15 protein-coding genes and 1 pseudogene are annotated in these 17,646 nt (G+C 62.1%); 6 read left to right on the top strand and 10 right to left on the bottom strand.

Going from position 1 to position 17,646, the window contains the following annotated elements:
- The first annotated feature begins 79 nt into the window (after nt 1–79).
- The gene (locus CKA38_RS11680) at nt 80–1,195 is read left to right on the top strand and encodes an ABC transporter permease (protein WP_108826562.1); all 1,116 of its coding nucleotides are present in this window, start codon (nt 80–82) and stop codon (nt 1,193–1,195) included.
- Nucleotides 1,196–1,228: 33 nt separating this feature from the next.
- Here the strand turns inward: CKA38_RS11680 and CKA38_RS11675 are convergent, their stop codons facing one another.
- The 8 genes from CKA38_RS11675 to CKA38_RS11640 form a co-directional block, all read right to left on the bottom strand.
- Nucleotides 1,229–2,137: a homocysteine S-methyltransferase family protein gene (locus CKA38_RS11675; protein WP_108825635.1), complete on the bottom strand. Its 909-nt coding sequence runs from the start codon at nt 2,135–2,137 to the stop codon at nt 1,229–1,231.
- 144 nt (nt 2,138–2,281) lie between these two features.
- Complete coding sequence (locus CKA38_RS11670; RefSeq protein ID WP_108825634.1) at nt 2,282–3,460, bottom strand: aminotransferase class I/II-fold pyridoxal phosphate-dependent enzyme; 1,179 nt, start codon at nt 3,458–3,460, stop codon at nt 2,282–2,284.
- A gap of 31 nt (nt 3,461–3,491) precedes the next feature.
- Nucleotides 3,492–3,980 (bottom strand): Lrp/AsnC family transcriptional regulator, encoded by a 489-nt coding sequence (locus CKA38_RS11665; protein ID WP_108825633.1) that lies wholly within the window; start codon nt 3,978–3,980, stop codon nt 3,492–3,494.
- Nucleotides 3,981–4,096: 116 nt separating this feature from the next.
- Nucleotides 4,097–5,179 carry a zinc-dependent alcohol dehydrogenase family protein gene (locus tag CKA38_RS11660; protein ID WP_108825632.1) on the bottom strand — a complete coding sequence of 361 codons (1,083 nt, stop codon included), beginning with the start codon at nt 5,177–5,179 and terminating at the stop codon, nt 4,097–4,099.
- A 114-nt stretch (nt 5,180–5,293) separates the two neighbouring features.
- Nucleotides 5,294–6,568: an MFS transporter gene (locus CKA38_RS11655; protein ID WP_108825631.1), complete on the bottom strand. Its 1,275-nt coding sequence runs from the start codon at nt 6,566–6,568 to the stop codon at nt 5,294–5,296.
- Nucleotides 6,569–6,694: 126 nt separating this feature from the next.
- Nucleotides 6,695–7,846, bottom strand: a complete 1,152-nt coding sequence (gene alr / locus CKA38_RS11650; RefSeq protein WP_108825630.1) for an alanine racemase — start codon at nt 7,844–7,846, stop codon at nt 6,695–6,697.
- A gap of 42 nt (nt 7,847–7,888) precedes the next feature.
- Nucleotides 7,889–8,587: a peptidase M22 gene (locus CKA38_RS11645; RefSeq protein WP_108825629.1), complete on the bottom strand. Its 699-nt coding sequence runs from the start codon at nt 8,585–8,587 to the stop codon at nt 7,889–7,891.
- Complete coding sequence (locus CKA38_RS11640) at nt 8,584–9,858, bottom strand: class I SAM-dependent rRNA methyltransferase (protein WP_108825628.1); 1,275 nt, start codon at nt 9,856–9,858, stop codon at nt 8,584–8,586. The genes CKA38_RS11645 and CKA38_RS11640 overlap by 4 nt, the downstream gene beginning before the upstream one ends.
- Nucleotides 9,859–10,009: 151 nt before the next feature.
- Here CKA38_RS11640 and lpxD point away from each other — a divergent pair, with 151 nt between their 5' ends.
- Complete coding sequence (gene lpxD, locus CKA38_RS11635; RefSeq protein WP_108826561.1) at nt 10,010–11,056, top strand: UDP-3-O-(3-hydroxymyristoyl)glucosamine N-acyltransferase; 1,047 nt, start codon at nt 10,010–10,012, stop codon at nt 11,054–11,056.
- Here the strand turns inward: lpxD and CKA38_RS16980 are convergent.
- Nucleotides 11,029–11,097 (bottom strand): annotated as a pseudogene (locus CKA38_RS16980) (hypothetical protein); the annotation flags it as partial. The gene lpxD and the pseudogene CKA38_RS16980 sit on opposite strands and share 28 nt — an antisense overlap.
- On the opposite strand from CKA38_RS16980, the gene CKA38_RS11630 reads away from it, so the two are divergent.
- Nucleotides 11,088–12,038, top strand: coding sequence for a ribose-phosphate diphosphokinase (locus CKA38_RS11630; protein WP_108825627.1), 951 nt, complete (start codon nt 11,088–11,090; stop codon nt 12,036–12,038). The pseudogene CKA38_RS16980 and the gene CKA38_RS11630 overlap by 10 nt on opposite strands.
- A gap of 185 nt (nt 12,039–12,223) precedes the next feature.
- On the opposite strand, the gene CKA38_RS11625 is transcribed toward CKA38_RS11630, so the two are convergent.
- The gene (locus tag CKA38_RS11625) at nt 12,224–13,510 is read right to left on the bottom strand and encodes a glucose-1-phosphate adenylyltransferase (protein WP_108825626.1); all 1,287 of its coding nucleotides are present in this window, start codon (nt 13,508–13,510) and stop codon (nt 12,224–12,226) included.
- A gap of 128 nt (nt 13,511–13,638) precedes the next feature.
- Between CKA38_RS11625 and glmS the strand changes: the two genes are divergently transcribed.
- The 3 genes from glmS (at nt 13,639) to CKA38_RS11610 (ending at nt 17,588) form a co-directional block, all read left to right on the top strand.
- The gene (gene glmS / locus CKA38_RS11620; protein WP_108825625.1) at nt 13,639–15,501 is read left to right on the top strand and encodes a glutamine--fructose-6-phosphate transaminase (isomerizing); all 1,863 of its coding nucleotides are present in this window, start codon (nt 13,639–13,641) and stop codon (nt 15,499–15,501) included.
- A gap of 117 nt (nt 15,502–15,618) precedes the next feature.
- Nucleotides 15,619–16,833, top strand: a complete 1,215-nt coding sequence (locus CKA38_RS11615) for a DUF1015 domain-containing protein (RefSeq protein WP_108825624.1) — start codon at nt 15,619–15,621, stop codon at nt 16,831–16,833.
- A 185-nt stretch (nt 16,834–17,018) separates the two neighbouring features.
- On the top strand, nt 17,019–17,588 hold the full coding sequence (locus tag CKA38_RS11610; protein WP_202863897.1) for a queuosine precursor transporter: 570 nt from the start codon (nt 17,019–17,021) through the stop codon (nt 17,586–17,588).
- Nucleotides 17,589–17,646 lie beyond the last annotated feature (58 nt).

Genomic DNA, 17,646 nt, shown 5'->3' with positions numbered 1-17,646 from the left:
TGAAAATCACCGCATTCCCAAACTCATATCTCACCTCAAACCCACTCCGCATTCCGAAATCCACATTCCGCATTTAACCATGTTCCGCCGCCTCATCACACTCATCCGCAAGGAGCTTCAAATCGTCCTCGGCGACAAACAAAGCCGGATGCTTCTTATCATGCCTGTGATCCTGCAAGTCGCGATCTTCCCGCTCGCCGCCACGCTCGAAATCAAAAACGCCGCGCTCGCCATCTACGACCAGGACCGGGGCCCCGCCGCCATCGAGCTCACGCAACGCCTCCGCGCGCAAGCCGTCACCTTCACCGAGTTCATCGACATCGACAACCCGCGACAACTCAACGACACCATCGAGCATCAGCGCGCGCTCGCCGTTGTCCGAATCCCGTCCGATTTCTCCGCGCAAATCGCGCGCGCAAACGGCGCCCCGCAACTTCAGATCCTGCTCGACGGACGCCGCACCAACGCCGGGCAAATCGCCGCCGGCTACATCCAGCAAATCGTGCAAGACTACCAGCGCGACCTCGCCTCCGCGCGCAACACCGCGACCGCGCCCTCCGAACTCGTCGTGCGAAACTGGTTCAATCCGAATCTCGACTACATCAACTTCATCATGCCCAGCCTCATCGCGCTCATCACGACGCTGGGCGTGCTCATCGTCACGACGCTCTCCGTCGCGCGCGAACGCGAGCAAGGCACCTTCGACCAGCTCCTCGTTTCCCCCTACACGCCGGAGATGATCATGGCTGGCAAAATCGTGCCGGCGATCCTCATCGCGTCATTCCAGGCCGCGCTCATCCTGCTCGCCGCCGTTTTCATTTACCACGTTCCGTTTCAAGGCAGTCTCGTCATCCTCTGCCTCGGCACCATCCTCTACGCGCTCGCGCTCGCCGGAGTCGGCCTCTTCGTCTCATCGCTCTGCGCGACGCAGCAGCAGGCCTTTCTCGGCATGTTCGCGTTCATGATGCCCGCGATGATGCTCTCCGGTTTCGCCGCCCCGATTGAAAACATGCCCGTGTGGCTGCAACACATAACCTGGATAAACCCGATCCGCCATTTCATGGAAGTGGTGAAGGCGGTTTACCTGAAAGACGCCACGGTCGCCCACGCCGCGCAACTCGCCTGGCCGCTGCTCGTCATCTGCGCGATCACCCTCACCAGCGCCGCCGTGCTCTTCCGCAAAAAAGTCGCGTGAGGCAATCACCTCCCCACCCTCGCCTCGCGACAATCACGCCTTTGTTTTTTTGTTATGCGCGGCGGATGCTGAAATGTGCGCCGGTGTGGTGCCGCAGCAGCCGCCGACGATGCGCGCGCCGAGCGTGATGTATCGCGCGGCCGCTTCCGCAAAGGCGGCGGGCGTGGTTGCGTAGGTGATTTGTCCGGTGGCGGGATCATGCGCGGGCGACCCGGCGTTGGGTTGCACGATCACGGGAATCCCGTGCGCGGCCTCGACGAGCTCGACGGCCAAGGTTGCGTAATCCTCGAGCGAGAGTTGCGTGCCGCAATTCGCACCGACGACGCTGGCCCCTGCATCAAGCGCGGCCTGAACCGCAACCGCGGGCGAAGCGCCCATCATGGTGCGAAAACCGGCGGGCGTGTGCTGAAATGCAAAGGTGGAAATGACAAATTGCGCGCCGGCTTCGCGCGCGGCTTCAACGGCCAGCGCCGCCTCGGCGGGATCGGACATTGTTTCGACAAGGATCGCATCCGCGCCCCCCTCGACAAGCGCGGCGGCCTGCGCGAGAAAAGCATCGCGCGCGGCGCCGGGCTCGGTCTCGCCGTAGGGTTCGAGGATGCCGCCAAAAGGGCCCATGTCGCCAAGCACCCACGCATGGTCGCCGGCGACTTCGCGGGCGAGGCGCGCCGCGTTGCGGTTGATGTCGGCGGCGCGCGAATCGAGGCCGTGCGAGGCAAGCGAAAGCGTGGTGCCGCCGAAGGTGTTTGTGGTGAGCAGATCAGCGCCGGCCTCGCGATAGCGTTGATGGACGAGCTGGACGCGCTCGGGGTGATCGAGCACCCAGCGTTCGCAGGACTCGCCGGGTTGCAGGCCGAGTTGCTGGAGTTGCGTGCCCGTGGCGCCGTCGCATTGGAGCGGGCGGGCGGCGAGGGTGGCAAGAAGACGATCGGTGCGGGTCATGGGAATGCGAACTGTGGAGCGAGGAATGCCGGTTGACAATCTTGCGAATCGCCTAATCCCCAAAACCTGAAAGCGGCAAATTGGCAAATTGCGTGGCGCAAGCAATCCACTCGCGCCACGCAATTCAATCAAGACGCTCGGAGCTCACCGTTTGGCGCCCACAAACCGCTCCATGCGATCGCACGCATCGATGAGCTGCTCGTAGCTGGTTGCGAAACAAGCGCGCACGTGACCCGCGCCGTTTTCGCCGAAGGCCTGCCCGGGCACCACGGCGACTTTTTCCTTTTCGAGCAATTCCACTGCGAATTGCTTTTCGTCGAGCCCGGTCGCGGTGACGTTCGGAAACGCGTAGAACGAACCGCGCGGCGAATGACATTTCAGGCCGATCTCGTTGAAGCGGCGCACAACCAGGTCGCGACGGCGGTGATACTGCTCGCGCATCCGGCACACGTCGTCCCACCCGTGGGTGAGCGCCTCAAGCGCGGCTTCCTGCGAAATGATCGACGCGCACATCATCGAATATTGGTGCACCTTCATCATCGCGTCGACGAGCACGGCGGGGCCGCACGCATAGCCGATGCGCCAGCCGGTCATCGCAAACGCCTTCGAAAATCCGTGCAGGAAAACCGTGCGCTCGGCCATGCCCGGCAGACTCGCAATGCTCGTGTGCACGCCGTCGAAGGTGAGCTCGGAATAAATCTCGTCGCTCAACACGAGCAGGTCTTTTTCGCGGCAGAACTCGGCGATTTTTTCCAACTGCTCTCGCGTGCAAGTGCCGCCGGTAGGGTTGCACGGCAGGTTGAGCATGAGGATCTTTGCGCCGGGCTGCCACGCGGCGCGAAGTGCCTCGGCGGTCAGCGCGAAGTTGTCCTTCGCATAGGTCGGCACGGCGATGCCGGTGCCGTGCACGAGCGTCACGCTCGGGTGATACGACACGTAGCAAGGCTGGTGAAACATCACCTTGTCGCCCGGATTGCAAAACGCGCGAAACGCCAGATCGACCGCCTCGCTCACGCCGACGGTCACGAGGACTTGGTCGTCGGGACGGTATTCGACGCCGAAGTGTTCGGCCACGTATTTCGAAATCGCGCGACGCAACTCGAGCAGTCCGAGGTTTGCCGTGTAGTAGGTTTTGCCCTGCTCGAGCGCGTAGATCGCCGCCTCGCGCACGCGCCACGGCGTCACGAAATCGGGCTCGCCCACGCCGAGCGAAATCACGTCCTGCCCCTTCATTTTGGCAACCAGATCGAAGAAATCACGGATGCCGCTCTTGGGCAGCGTGGCCACGTGGCCCGCCACCCACTTGTTTGGGTCGGTGCTCATTTTAATTCAAGTGCTCCTAGCTGGTTTGGGGTTATGGCGAAACGGCGAGGCGGGAGGAACTGTCCCCGTCGCTTTCGAGCAGGTAGCCCTGCTCCTTGTAGCAGCGCAGCATGAAGTGCGTCGCAGTGGAGAGCACGCCCTCGACGGTGGACAATTTTTCCGACACGAACGCGGCGACTTTTTGCAATGACGCGCCGCGCGCGAACACCAGCAAATCATAACCGCCCGACATGAGGTAGCACGACTCGACCTCGTCGAATTTCGCGATGCGCTCGGCGAAGCGGTTGAACCCGCCCCCGCGCTCCGGCGTGACCTTGATCTCGATTACGGCGCGCACTGCCGCGGCTGCGGCGGCCTCGCGCGAGAGATCGAGCACCGGACGCCAGCCGAGGAAGATTTTATCTTTCTTCAACTGTTCCAGGTGCTGTTCAACTTCGGCGGCCGAAATGCCCGCGACCTGCGCCATTTGCGCGGTCGAGAGGCTGCCGCCTTCGAGTAACAGTTTTAGAACAGGATTCATAGTGGAATCCGCACGATCACGAAACGCCGTCCGCGTTGCCACACAAAAATGCAAAATAAAACGCGGGAAACGGGAGTGGCTCGACGAAGCCGGCAAGCCACCAACAGGCCTTCGTTTCAGGCAAGTTCCTCGTCGAAACAGACGGCAACTTTGCCGCACCGGCCCGAGGCCATGAGCGCGTAGGCATCGTTGACTTTTTCGAGCGGGAAACGGTGCGTGATCAGTTCGGCGGGATGCAGATTCCAACGCACGAGGCGCTCGACGAGCTCCTCCATGCGCCAGATCGAGGTGACCCAGGAACCGTAAAGCATTTTCTGGTCGTGAATCATGTCGGGCGAGGGATTCATTTCCAATCTGCCGCCCTCCCCTATCATGACCATGCGGCCCCATTTGCGCGTGGCGCGCAGCGCGGTGTTGCGCGCGCTTGCGTTGGCCGAGCACTCGACGGTGCGCTCGACGCCGTGGCCGCCGGTGAGCGCGCGCACCTCGTCGACGTTGTCGGGGCCGGAGCGCAGCACTTCGTCGCAGAGGCCGAGGTCGCGCGCGATTTTCAGGCGGTCGTCAATCACGTCGATGCCGATGATTTTGCGTGCGCCGAGTTTGCGGCAAAGCGCGCCGGCGGCGAGCCCCACGGGGCCGAGTCCGGTGATGAGCACGGCGTCGTTTCCGCTGATGCCGACTTTTTCGAGGCCTTCGTAAACGGTGCCGAAGCCGCAGGCGACTTGCGCGCCGTCGGCGTAGCTGAGCGAGTCGGGCAGATGGACGAGGTCCTTTTCCTCGGCGAGCAGGTAGTCGGCCATGCCGCCGTCGCGCTGCCATCCGTAGGCGCGTCGGAATTTCTCGCTGGTGCAGGAGATCATGTAGCCGCGCCGGCAGTCGTTGCACACGCCGCAGCCGGAAATGTGATAGACGATCACGCGGTCGCCCTCTCGAAAGCGGCGGCAACCGGGGCCGGCCTTGACGATCTGGCCGCAGGGCTCGTGCCCGGCGATCATGCCGTCCTGGTAACCCTCGGGGCCCTTGCCGAGGTGCTCGTGATAAATGCAGCGGATGTCGGAGCCGCAAATGGTCGAGCATTTCATGCGGATGAGGACTTCGCCGTGACCGGGTTGCGGAACTCGGCGCGCCTCGAGCTTGGCGGTGCTATTGCCGGGCAGCGTGGCCGCGGACATTTCTTCGGGGATGTTGATCGAGATCATGGGCGGTAAGGGGAAAGGGTCAAAAAGGGGGACATTAATTCAACGATGACTTCGTGTTTATTGATTTTGAATCAATGTATGGGCGCGCCGGTTGATTGCAACGACACTTTCAATTCACCGTTTTATCAGGAAGCCGACCGCCGCGCCGCAGGCGGAGAGCAGCGCGACAAAAAGAAAAACGAGCGATGTGTTTTCGCCGCCGCTGTTGGCGACGGGGTCGTGCTGCACCAGCCAGCCGATCAACGGCCCGCAAAGGCCGGCGATGAGATAGGCGAAAAAATCCATGATGCCGATCGCGGTGCTTGTGTTGGCGCGCCCGAGCAAATCGGGAGCCATCGCCCAGAACGCGGATTGCGAGCCGCAGCCGAAAAATCCGAGAAACAAAAGGATGGGCAACGCGGCCCAGTGGCCGAACGGCAGCAGGTATTGGACGACCGCGAGAATCGCCGCGACAGTCATGAAGATCACGATGACGCCGGATTTGCGCGAACCGAAAAAGCGATCCGAAACCCAGCCGCTGGCAAACGCGCCCAAGGCCATGCCCGCCGGAAGTCCCAGGCTCGCCCAAACACCGCCGCCGCCGGAACCGTCACCGTCGAGAAAATACACGGGCACCCAAATCAAAAGCGCGAAGCGCACGGCGTTTTGAAAGCCGATCGCGAGGCTGGCGAGCAACAGTTCGCGGTTGCCAAGAATCGCGAGGTAACGCCTCCAAGGCGGCGCGCCGTCGCCGGCGGATTTTAATGTCGCGCGGACATTTTCGGGCGGCGCCTCGTCCTCCAGGTTTTCAAAGCCGAGATCGGCGGGATGATCGCGCGACATCCGCCACACGGCGAGCGCGCCCAGCGGCATGAGCAGCACCGGCAGGCGGAACAGCCAGCGCCAGTTGAGCCCGAGCCCGTCGATCACAAAAATCGAGGCGCCAAACGCCAGCACCGAAGCGAAACCCGCCGCGAGCGAAAAAAGTCCGAAGGCAAAACCGCGCTCGCGCGGCCCCCACCAGTTTGCGACGAGCCGCGTGCCGGGTGCCCAGCCCATGCTTTGAGCGAGCCCGTTCAGGCTCCAGCCGGCGAAGAGCGTGACAAAGCCGGTCGCGAAACTTGTCACCCAGTTCAGCGCGAAGGACAGGAGCGCGCCGGCGGTCATCATCCGGCGTCCGCCGATCCGGTCTCCCGCGCCGCCGCTGAAAACCTGCCCGAGCGCATACGCCCACAACATGCCCGCGGACGCCCAGCCGAGCAGTTCCTTGCTCATGCCGAGCTCGGCGGAAATGCCGGGAATCGCGAACCCGAGCGCGTGGCGGCCGGTGTAATAAAACAGGTAGCAGATCATCACCGCGACGAGCACCCGCCATTGCGCGCGCCGGAAGTGTGAGTGATGGGTGTGCATGTTCGGCAATTGTTTTTAACCTCGAGTGGACGCGAATGACGCAATGTTTTCCATCATGGTTCCCCGCCTGGATTCAACCGCGGCATGGCATTCAAAAATGAACAAACCTCGAAGGCGCATGCTCCGCTAAACCCCCAGCACGGTTTTATACAATCGCGGCACGCGTTTTGTCACCGAGCACAGGGTTTCCCACGGGATCGTGTCGGCGGCATGGCTGAACTCGCTGATCGTGATTTCGGCGCCATTCTGGCGTCCAATAATAACGCATTCGTCCCCGCTGGCGACCTTGGTCATTGTCGGGATGTCGGTGATGTCGATGACGGTTTGGTCCATCGTCACGCGACCGAGAATCGGGCAACGAATGCCGTGCACCAAAACGCTCGCGCGGTTGCTCACCGAGCGCGGGATGCCGTCTCCGTAACCCGCGGTAAGAACGGCAACCGTGCTGTCGCGCCGGAGCGTGTGCGTGCTGCCGTAACTGATGCCCGTGCCAAGCGGCAGTTTTTTCACGATGCCCACGCGCGTTTTAAAGCTGAATGTCGGCTCCGTTTTCACGTGCGCCAAAAGTCCGTCGCGCCCCGGCACAATGCCAAACTGGAGCAGGCCGATGCGCACCGCGTTGAACGGTCCGGCGGCCTCGAGCGTGTCGAGCCCGGCGCTGTTGTCCGCGTGCACAAAAAGCTGCGAAAGATCGAGTTTCGGACAGCACGCCAGCGCCTTTAGAAAACGCTTTCGCTGCTCGTCCGTGAACGCGGGATCCTCGTCGGGTTTCGCGAAATGGGTGTAAGCGCCGCCGAGCTTGATGTTGGGCGAGGCGAGAATTTCCGCGCATAATTTTTCCGCGCATTCATGCCAGATGCCGGCGCGCCCCATGCCGGTGTCGATTTTCAAGTGCACGGTGACGGGCCTGCCCGCCGCGCGCCCGACCGCGTCGAAACGCCGCACCTCGTCACTCGTCGAAACAGTTGCGATCAAATCGTATTCGACCAGATACCGGTCCTCCTCAGGCAGGAGCGGCGAGAGCAGCAGGATCGGCCAGCCGGGACCGATCTCGCGCAACGACGCGGCCTCGGCGAGATTCGCCACGGCAAACAAGTCCGCACCGGCGTGCATGAGGCGCGCCGCGACCTGTTGCAAACCGTGCCCGTAGGCATCGGCTTTCACGACCGCCACGTAGCGCATATGCGGCGGCAGCGACGCGCGGATGAGGCGCAGGTTGCGCTCAAGCGCGGCCAAGTCGATCTCTGCCCAGCAGCGGAGTGGAAGTCGTGATTTCATTTTGGGTTCAAATATGCCTGATTGCCGCGGGGTTTCAAGGCATCAGCCCGCCTGATGAATCCGCGGCGTCCATGTTTGGTAAACGGGTTCCTCGTGCAAAAACGCATCCGGCTCGGGCGCGGGGGTGAACAATGGCTCGCCGGCGAGCGCGGGCAGCATCGTTTCGAGCGCGTAGGGCGTGACGCGCACATCGGGCGGCAGCGGAGTCCAGTTGCGAAAATGCTCCGGCATCGCGAGCGCGCCGTTCAGCTCCGCCGTCGGCACGCGGCGCAGCGCGGAGACACTGCCCTCCGCGTCGATGCCGACATGGTGCCATGTGTCGCGGCGCGCGTCGGCGATGAGCGAGAGGTTGCGGGCGTTTTCCGTCTTCGCGAGGAAGCGCGCCGCGAGCGCGAGGCTGCAATACGAATACACCGGGCGTTCGCGCAACACGCGCCACGCGCGCAGCGCCACCGCCGCCGTGCGGATGCCGAGCACCGAGCCGGGGCCGTCGCAAAAAACAAACGCGGCCACGCCGTCGATTTTGAGAGATGCGCGGGCGAGTAGTTTTTCGGCGCATGAAAATATCGCCGTGCCCGCCTCGCCGGTTTGCGTTTCCCAGAGCGCGTCCTTGTCCGGGCGCAACAATGCAAGCTGCACGCGCGCCGACGCGGAGTCGATCAGCAGCGCGGGGCCGGTTTGCGTGATGAGGGTGGCGCAGACAGGAATGTCCGTGCTGCTTTGCTGGATATTCGTGCTCATACCACGCGGCTCCACAAAACTTTCAGGTAACGGCTATCGAGGCAGTTTGAATACACCGGATGATCCGGGCCGGGGCCCGTGCGGTCGAAAAATTGCAGGCGGCGGTTCAGGCGGTGCGCGGCCTTGATCACGTGCTGCTCAAAATCCTCAAGGCTCAACAAACCCGAGCACGAGCACGTCACAAAAATGCCGCCCGGTTTCACGAGGCTGATCGCGAGCTGGTTGAGATCCTCGTATTTCTGGCGCCCCTCCCAGTTGCCGCTTTCGTCGCGCGTGAAAATAAATTTCGGCGGGTCGAGCACGACGACGTCCCATTTTTCCCCGTTGGTCTGCATCTGGCGCGCGTAGGCAAACGCGTCGGCGTGCACAAACTTGATGCGCGCCTGATTGAGGTTTGCGTTGCGCTTGGCTTGCGCGATGGCGGCCTCGTCGAGATCGACGGCGGTGACATCGTCCGCGCCGCCCGTGATTTTTGCGGAGAGCGAAAAGCCGCCGGTGTAACTGCACAGATCGAGCACGCGCGCGCCCTTCGTGAAACGCGCGAGCGCGCGGCGATTCTCGCGCTGGTCGCAGAAAAAGCCGGTCTTGTGCCCCTCGGCAAAATCAACCTCGTGGCGGATTCCGTTTTCGCGAATCTTCACGCGGCGCGGCGCGGCGGCGTTGGTATCGTTGAACACGGACGGCTTGATGCCCTCGAGCGAGCCGATGTCGTGATCGACATGCACGCGCGCAAACTTCGTCCCGGCGAGTTCGTGCAGCAAGGGCAACCAGCGCGGCAGGCGTTGCGCGATGCCGAATGAATACACATCGCAGAAAAGTGTGTCGGCGTAGCGGTCGATCGTCAGCCCGCTGAGCCCGTCGCCGTCGGAGTTGATCAGGCGGTAGGCGTCGGTCGATTCGTCGAGCTTGAACAAATCGCGGCGCAACTCCACGGCGCGGCGGATGGCCTGCTCGAAATACTCCTCGCCCGCGTCACCGCCGGCGGCGTCCGCGCCGTGGGCGACCACGCGCAGCACGATTTTCGCGCACGGATTATACAGGCCCGCGCCGAGCGGATAACCCGCCTTGTCGTAAACCGTGACGAGATCGCCCGGTTTTGCGTCGGGCGAAACCGCGCCGAGCAGGCGCGGAAAAATAGCGGGCTGAAACGTGAAATATTTTAGCTGCGCCCAAGGCCGCCGGCGTTCCTCGCGCGGCGGGGGAGGCGGTTGCGCGGGCGCGGATGAGGGACGTGGCGCGGCGGGAGCGTTTTTTTGCGAATCGTTCGGCATGTCGTATGCGCGAGACTTTGAGCAAAGCAGGCCACCGTTGCCGAGATTTTTTCATTATTTCGAAAAAACACGCCCCTTGCCGCCGCAAATCGAAAGAGTTTCGGATTATTCATTGCCACGCAAACCCGCGCGCGCACTGTGTTTTGGAATCATGGATATTTCGTTCACCACGGCTCAAATCTCCGAAATCGTAAAACCCATTTCCACGCGCGGCTCCACCACCCTGCCCGTCCGCGGCATCGCATCGCTCGGCGAGGCGCAGGCCGGCGACCTGACATTTCTCGGCAACCCGAAATACAAGCCCGAGGTCGCCGCCACCGCCGCGAGCGTTGTGCTCCTGCCAGCCGATTACGACGGCGAACCCAAACCCGACCAGCTTTTTATCATTGTCAATAATCCCTCGGTCGCCATCGCGCAGCTTTGCGCGCGCGTCGAGCAACTCCTCTGGCCCAAGCCAGCGCCCGGCATTCATCCAAGCGCCATCATCGAACCCGGCGCGTGCGTCGCAGCCAGCGCCTCGATCGGGCCGCTCTGCGTGATCGAAAGCGGCGCGGTCATCGGCGAGCGCTCGCACATCGAGGCGCAATGCTTCGTCGGACGCAACGCGCGCATCGGTGACGATTGCTGGATCAAGGCCGGCGCGCGCATCGCCTCCGAATGCGAGCTGCGCAACCGCGTGCGCCTCCAGTCCAACGTCGTCGTCGGCTCCGACGGCTTCGGTTACGAACTCGTCGCGGGCCGCCACGAAAAAGTGCCTCAGGTCGGCAACGTTGTCATCCACGACGACGTCGAGATCGGCGCGGGCGCGACCATCGACCGCGCGCGTTTCAGCCGCACCGAAATCGGCGAGGGCACCAAAATCGACAACCTCGTGCAGATCGCGCACAACGTCATCATCGGCAAGCACTGCCTCGTGTGCGCGCAGACGGGCGTCTCGGGCAGCACCGTGCTCGAGGATTACGTCGTGCTCGCAGGTCAGGTCGGCCTCGGCGGGCACATCCGCGTGGGCAAGGGCGCCGTCCTCACCGCGCAAGCCGGCGCGGCGGGCGATGTCCCCGCCGGTGCGAAGCTGAAAGGCACACCCGGCACGCCCTACATGTTGGAGCAGCGCATAAATATTCTCCGCCAGCGTTTACCCGAACTTTTCCAGCGCGTGAGCGACTTGGAAAAACAATTTAAAAAATCTGCTTCCGCATAAGCCCCCCAAACGTATAAACAATCTTTTCCACATGAGCGCAAAATCAGGGCTGAAAATTTTTTCGGGTAACGCAAACAAGCCTCTCGCCGAGGCAATTTGCCAGAGCATCGGCGTGCCGCTTGGCACCGCGAAGGTGACCACGTTTCCCGACGGCGAAACCTTCGTCAAAATCGACGACAATGTGCGCGGGCAGGACGTGTTCATCATCCAGCCCACCTGTCCGCCCACAAACCATCACCTGATGGAATTGCTCATCATGATCGACGCGGCCAAGCGCGCCTCGGCCGCGCGCATCACCGCCGTCATTCCCTTTTACGGCTACGCGCGCCAGGATCGCAAGGACCAGCCGCGCGTGCCCATCACCGCGAAGCTCGTCGCCAACCTCCTCACCGCCGCCGGCGCGAACCGCGTGCTCACCATGGACCTGCACTGCCAGCAAATCCAGGGCTTCTTCGACATCCCCGTCGATCATCTCTACGCGTCGCCCGTTTTCTTCGACTATCTCAACAAGCTCGACAAATCGAACCTTGTCGTCTGCTCGCCCGATGTCGGCGGCCTCAAAATGGCCGCGGCCTACGCGGACATCCTTGGCGCGGGCCTCGGCTTCGTTGCGAAAAAACGCCGCTCCGCCACGCGCGTCGAGGCGACAAACATCGTCGGTGAGGTAAAGGGCTGCGACGTGCTCCTCGCTGACGACATCACGGAAACCGCCGGCACGCTTGTCGCCGCCGCCACGATGCTCCGCGAAAGCGGTGCCCGCTCCGTGCGCGCCGCGGTGAGCCACTGCGTGCTCAACGAAATCGCCTACGAACGCCTGCGCAACGGCCCGATCGACGAGCTCATCACGACCAATTCGGTGCCCACCGACCCGCGCGACCTGAACATCACCGTGCTCAGCATCGCCGGTCTGCTCGGCAACGCGATCATGCGCATCAGCAACAACGAAAGCGTTTCGAGCCTTTTCCAGATCAAAGGGTTTTAACCGGATTTTGAAATTGCGCGACCGTTCTTGCTAGGACGGTCGCTCAGATATTGTCGCGTCTGTCGCCCGTAAGTCCCGGCGCGTTCGCCAAGCGCGTCCGTCCAATGACGGACGCGGTTTAATTTACACAGCAACGCGAAGGAGTCGGAGATTCCCGCTCCCTCGACCGTGGCGGGAATTGCTGATCACAGCACCGTGTTGCTCGGCACGACGCAGCTCTTCGGCACAATCAACACGCCGTCGCGAATCATGATGCCGTGCGCGTAGGTGCCGTCGGACTTGTCGGCGGGTGAAAGTTTCACGTTGTCGCCGATACGCGCGTTTTTGTCGATGATCGAGCCGCGAATATCGCAACCGTGCCCGAGCCCGAGCAACGGGATGCCCTGGCGCGCGTTCATCGCGGACTGTTCGGGCGTCTCGTAATAATCCGCGCCCATCATGACCACGTCCTCGAGGCGGCAGCCCTTGCGAATAAACGAACGGATGCCGAGCACGCTGTGCTTGATGAACGAATCCTCCACGATCGAACCGTCGCCGACGACCGTGTAATCGACATCGCATTTGTTGATCTTCGATGCCGGCAGATAATTCTCGTGCGTGTAGATCGGCGATTGTTCGTCGAAAAAGTTGAATGGCGGGAGCGGCTGCGCAAGCGCGAGGTTGGCGTCGAAAAACGCCTTCACCGTCCCGATGTCCTCCCAGTAGCCCTCGAAAATGTGCGAATACAAACGGCGGCGCCCGAGCAGGCTCGGAATGACCTCCTTGCCAAAGTCCGTCATCGTATTGTTGAGCGCCTCGGCAATGACCGCCCGGTTGAAAACGTAAATGCCCATTGACGCGAGGCAGTGCTTTTCACCCTTGCTGGTTTGCTGGAGCTTGTCGTGCACGGCGTCGCTGATCGTGAACTTGTTGATGACCGCCGGATCCTTGGGTTTCTCCACGAACTCGGCGATGGAAAGATCGTCTTCCACGCGCATCAAGCCGAGCCCCTCGACCTTCGACACGGGGCACGGAATCGCCGCAATCGTCACATCGGCGTTGGTCTCGATGTGCTGGTTGATGATCTTGCGAAAATCCATCCGGTAAAGCTGGTCGCCCGAAAGGATGAGCACCAGATCGTGCGGGAAATTGCGGAAGTGTTGCAGGTTGCGGCGCACCGCATCCGCCGTGCCCTGATACCAGTCGGCGCATTTCTCGGTCTGCTCCGCGGACAAAAGATCGACAAACCCGCCGCCGAACGGATCGAAGCGATAGGTGTTTTGAATGTGGCGGTGCAGCGAAGCCGTGTGAAATTGCGTCAGCAAAAAGATGCGGTTGAATCCCGAATTAAGACAGTTGCTGATCGGAATATCGACCAGTCGATACTTGCCGGCAAGAGGCACCGCCGGCTTGCATCGTTCCATTGTCAAAGGATAGAGGCGAGTTCCGCGCCCGCCGCCCATAATCACCGAGATAACTTTTTGTGTCGCCATGGTTGTATGCTATTAAGGTATGTTTTTTCTGATAGGGCTGAAGTGTCACCACACTTTTCCGTTTTGTCCCTAGTTTCGCGAGTCAAAAGAAAAATAAATTCTCAACAATCAAATTTTCCTAATTCCACATGTGCGGCATCGTCGGTTACGTCGGTAAGCAAAAAGCAGCGGCAATCCTCATCGAGGGCCTCAAGCGCCTCGAATATCGCGGTTACGATTCGGCGGGCATCGCCGTCCTTCAAGGCGGGCAGATCGACATCGCAAAAAAAACGGGCCGCGTCGAAAACCTCGTCAAGGAGGCAGCCCGCCACCGCTTCACCGGCACGACCGGCATCGGCCACACGCGATGGGCCACGCACGGCGGCGTCACCGACGCCAACGCCCACCCGCACGCCAGTAGCGACGGCAAGTTCGCGCTCATCCACAACGGCGTCATTGAAAACTACTCCGGCATGAAAAAATTTCTCGCCGGCAAGGGTTACGCGTTTTCGTCCGAAACCGACACCGAGGCGCTCTGCAATCTCATCGCCTACCACTACGCCAAGGAACCCGAGCCCGCGCCCGACTCCGGCAAGAGCCGTTTCTTCGAGAGCGTGCGCCGCGCGCTCATGCACGTCGAGGGCACCTACGGCATCGCCGCGCTCTGCACCGATTGCCCGGGCGAAATCGTCGCCGCGCGCAAGGCCTCGCCGCTCGTCCTCGGCGTCGGCGACCAGGAATACATCCTCGCCAGCGATGTCGCCGCGCTCGTCAGCCGCACGCAAAACGTCGTTTATCTCAAGGACGGCGAGCTCCTGCACATCACGCCGGGGGAGTTTTCCATCATCACGCAAAACGAGGAGGATGTTGACCCCGTCGTGGACACCGTGAGCTGGAACATCGAGGCCGCCTCGCTCGGCGATTACAAACACTACATGGAAAAGGAAATTTTCGAGCAGCCCGCCGCGCTCGAAAACTCCATGCGCGGCCGTTTCTCCGAGGACGGAAGCACGGCCAATTTCGGCGGGCTCAACCTCACCGCCGCCGAGCTTCGCCAGGTTGACCGCATCGTCTTCCTCGGCTGCGGCACCGCGTGGCACGCCTGCCTCGTCACCGAGCACCTCATCGAGCGCTACGCGCGCCTGCCCGTCGAAGTCGAATACGCCTCCGAGTTCCGCTACCGCAACACCCCGCTCGACCGCAACACGCTCTTCTTTGTCCTCAGCCAGTCCGGCGAGACAATCGACACACTCGGCGCGCTCCGCGAGGCCAAGCGCAAAGGCTACAAGGTGCTCGCGATCAACAACACCGTCGGCTCCAGCATCGCGCGCGAATCCGACGGCGGCATTTACCAGCACGTCGGCCCCGAAATTGGCGTCGCATCGACAAAGGCCTTCACCTCGCAAATCCTCATCGGCGCCATGCTCGCGCTCTACATCGCCCGCATGCGCGACATGAGTTACAACGACGGCCTCGCCTACGCGCAGGCGATCAAGTCCGTGCCCGACCTCGTGCGCCGCGTGCTCGAAACACAAGCCGCCCACATCCGCGACATCGCCAAGCGTTACGCGCATTATCAGGACATGCTCTTCCTCGGGCGCCTCTCGCTCTTCCCCATCGCGCTTGAGGGCGCGCTCAAGTTGAAGGAGATTTCCTACATTCACGCCGAGGGCTACCCCGCCGCCGAAATGAAGCACGGCCCCATCGCGCTCGTGAGCGAAAAATGCCCCGCGGTCTTCTTCGCGCCCAAGGGGGAAATCTTCAACAAACTCGTTTCATCGATCCAGGAAATCAAGGCCCGCAAAGGCAAAACCATCGTCATCACGACGGAGGGCTGCGAGTTCCCGCCCGGCGTCGCCGACGAAATCATCCACCTGCCCGACTGCCACGAAGCCGTCCTGCCGGTCATTGCCACAATCCCCGTCCAGCTCCTCAGCTACCACATCGCCCTCGAACGCGGCTGCGACGTGGACAAACCGCGCAACCTCGCCAAATCGGTGACGGTGGAGTGAGTCCGTCCCGCAAAGCACAACCGCGCCGTGTGCACGCGCTCGCTTGACGCACGCGCCGGGCGGCCCCACCCTTCACGGTTTTTCATTCCACAATCCAAATCCGCATCCCGCATTTTTATGAGAATCCGCGCCTTCAAAGGTCTCGTTCCTAAACCCGAACTCGTCGCCGAGGTGGCCTGCGTGCCCTACGACGTCGTCAACACAACCGAGGCCGCCGCGCTCGCCGCCGGCAAGCCCCTCAGCCTGCTGCACGTTGACCGCGCCGAAATCGCCTTCCCCGCCGGCACCGACATTTACAGCGACCAGGTTTACGCCAAAGCGCTCGAAATGTTCCAGAAGCTCCAAAGCGAGGGCGCGCTCGTCCGCGAAACGGAGCCGTGCATTTACGTTTACCAGCAGCAAATGGGCGAGCACGTGCAGCGCGGCATCGTCGCGCTCACCAACGTCGAGGATTACGACGCCGAGCTGATCAAGAAGCACGAGAAAACGCGCAAGGACAAGGAGGACGACCGCACGCGCCTCATCGACACCATCAGCGCCAACACCGGCCCCGTGTTCCTCACCTATCGCGACGAACCCGCCGTGACCGCGCTCGTCAACGCCAAGACCACGGAAAAACCGCTCCACGATTTCACCGCGCCCGACGGCATCCGCCACACGTTCTGGCGCGTGGCCGGCGGCGCCGAGTGGATCGCCGCGTTTGGCGCCGTGCCCGTCACCTACATCGCCGACGGACACCACCGCGCCGCCTCCGCCGCGCGCGTCGCCCGCCTCCGCCGCTCGCGCAACGCGCAACACAACGGCACCGAGGACTACAACTGGTTCCTCGCCGTGCTCTTCCCCGCGAACGAACTGAAAATCCTTCCCTACAACCGCATCGTCGCCGACCTCAACGGTCACACGCCCGAGGCGTTTCTCGCCAGTGTGAAAAATATTTTCGGACTCGAGGAAAACGCAAACCCATCGCCCGACGCCGTTGGCCGCGTGAGCATGTATCTCGGCGGAAAATGGTATGGACTCCGCTGCACCGCCGACGCGAACGCCGGCCCCGTTGACCGGCTCGACGTGAGCGTGCTGCAAAACAAACTCCTCGCGCCGCTCCTCGGCATCGACGACCCGCGCACCAGCAAACGCATCGATTTTGTCGGCGGCATCCGCGGCACGGACGAACTCGTGAAGCGCGTTGACGCCGACGGCGGCGTGGCCTTCTCGATGTATCCGACCACCGTGGAGCAACTCATGGACATCGCCGATGCCGGCGAAATCATGCCGCCCAAGAGCACCTGGTTCGAACCCAAACTCCGCTCCGGCCTAGCAATCCACACGTTTTGAAGAAAAAGCCTGAAAACCTGAAAGCCTGAAGGCTGAAGATCAAAAAATGACCTTGAGTTTAAACTTTTGATTCTGGCTCTTCAGCCTCAGACACTCAGGTCTTCTGGCCTTCTGTCTTTTTCAGCCTTCAGGTTTTCAGCACTTCCCCCACGCGGTTTCAACCACCCGCTATAACAAAATTGAACATGAACAATAATCCAACTGGTGCCGCCGAGGGCGGCTTTTCGTGGCGGCGCATCGTGCTGCCGGTGTTGAGCATGGCGGGCGTTGTCCTGCTCTCAAACGTGCTCGTGCAGTATCCGATAAACGACTGGCTGACCTACGGCGCGTTTTCGTATCCGCTCACATATCTTGTGACCGACGTGTGCAACCGCTGGGCGGGCCCGTCGCTCGCGCGCCGCGTGGCGTGGGTCGGCTTTGTGTGCGGCGTGGCGTTTTCGCTGCTCGCGCAAGTGCAATGGCGCGTGGCGGTGGCGTCGGGCGCGGCGTTCATCGTGTCGCAACTGCTCGACATCGCGGTGTTCAACCAACTGCGCAAAAAGACCTGGTGGAAGGCGCCGCTGCTCGGTTCGTGCGTGGCGTCCTCCATCGACACGCTGATCTTTTTCAGCATCGCCTTCGCGGGCACCGGCCTGCCGTGGATCACACTCGGCGCGGGCGACCTGTGCGTAAAACTCGCCATGGCGCTCGTGCTCCTCGCGCCCTTCCGCGCAATAATCGGCGCGATGGGTTTGATGCCCCGCCGCACAAGGTAGCACAGACATTCCTGTCTGTGCAAAGCGGCGCACGATTCACGGCACAGACAAGAATGTC

The sequence above is a fragment of the Ereboglobus luteus genome (assembly GCF_003096195.1).
In the GTDB taxonomy this organism is placed as follows: Bacteria; Verrucomicrobiota; Verrucomicrobiia; order Opitutales; family Opitutaceae; genus Ereboglobus; species Ereboglobus luteus.
This window is presented reverse-complemented; position numbering and strand designations above follow the sequence as displayed.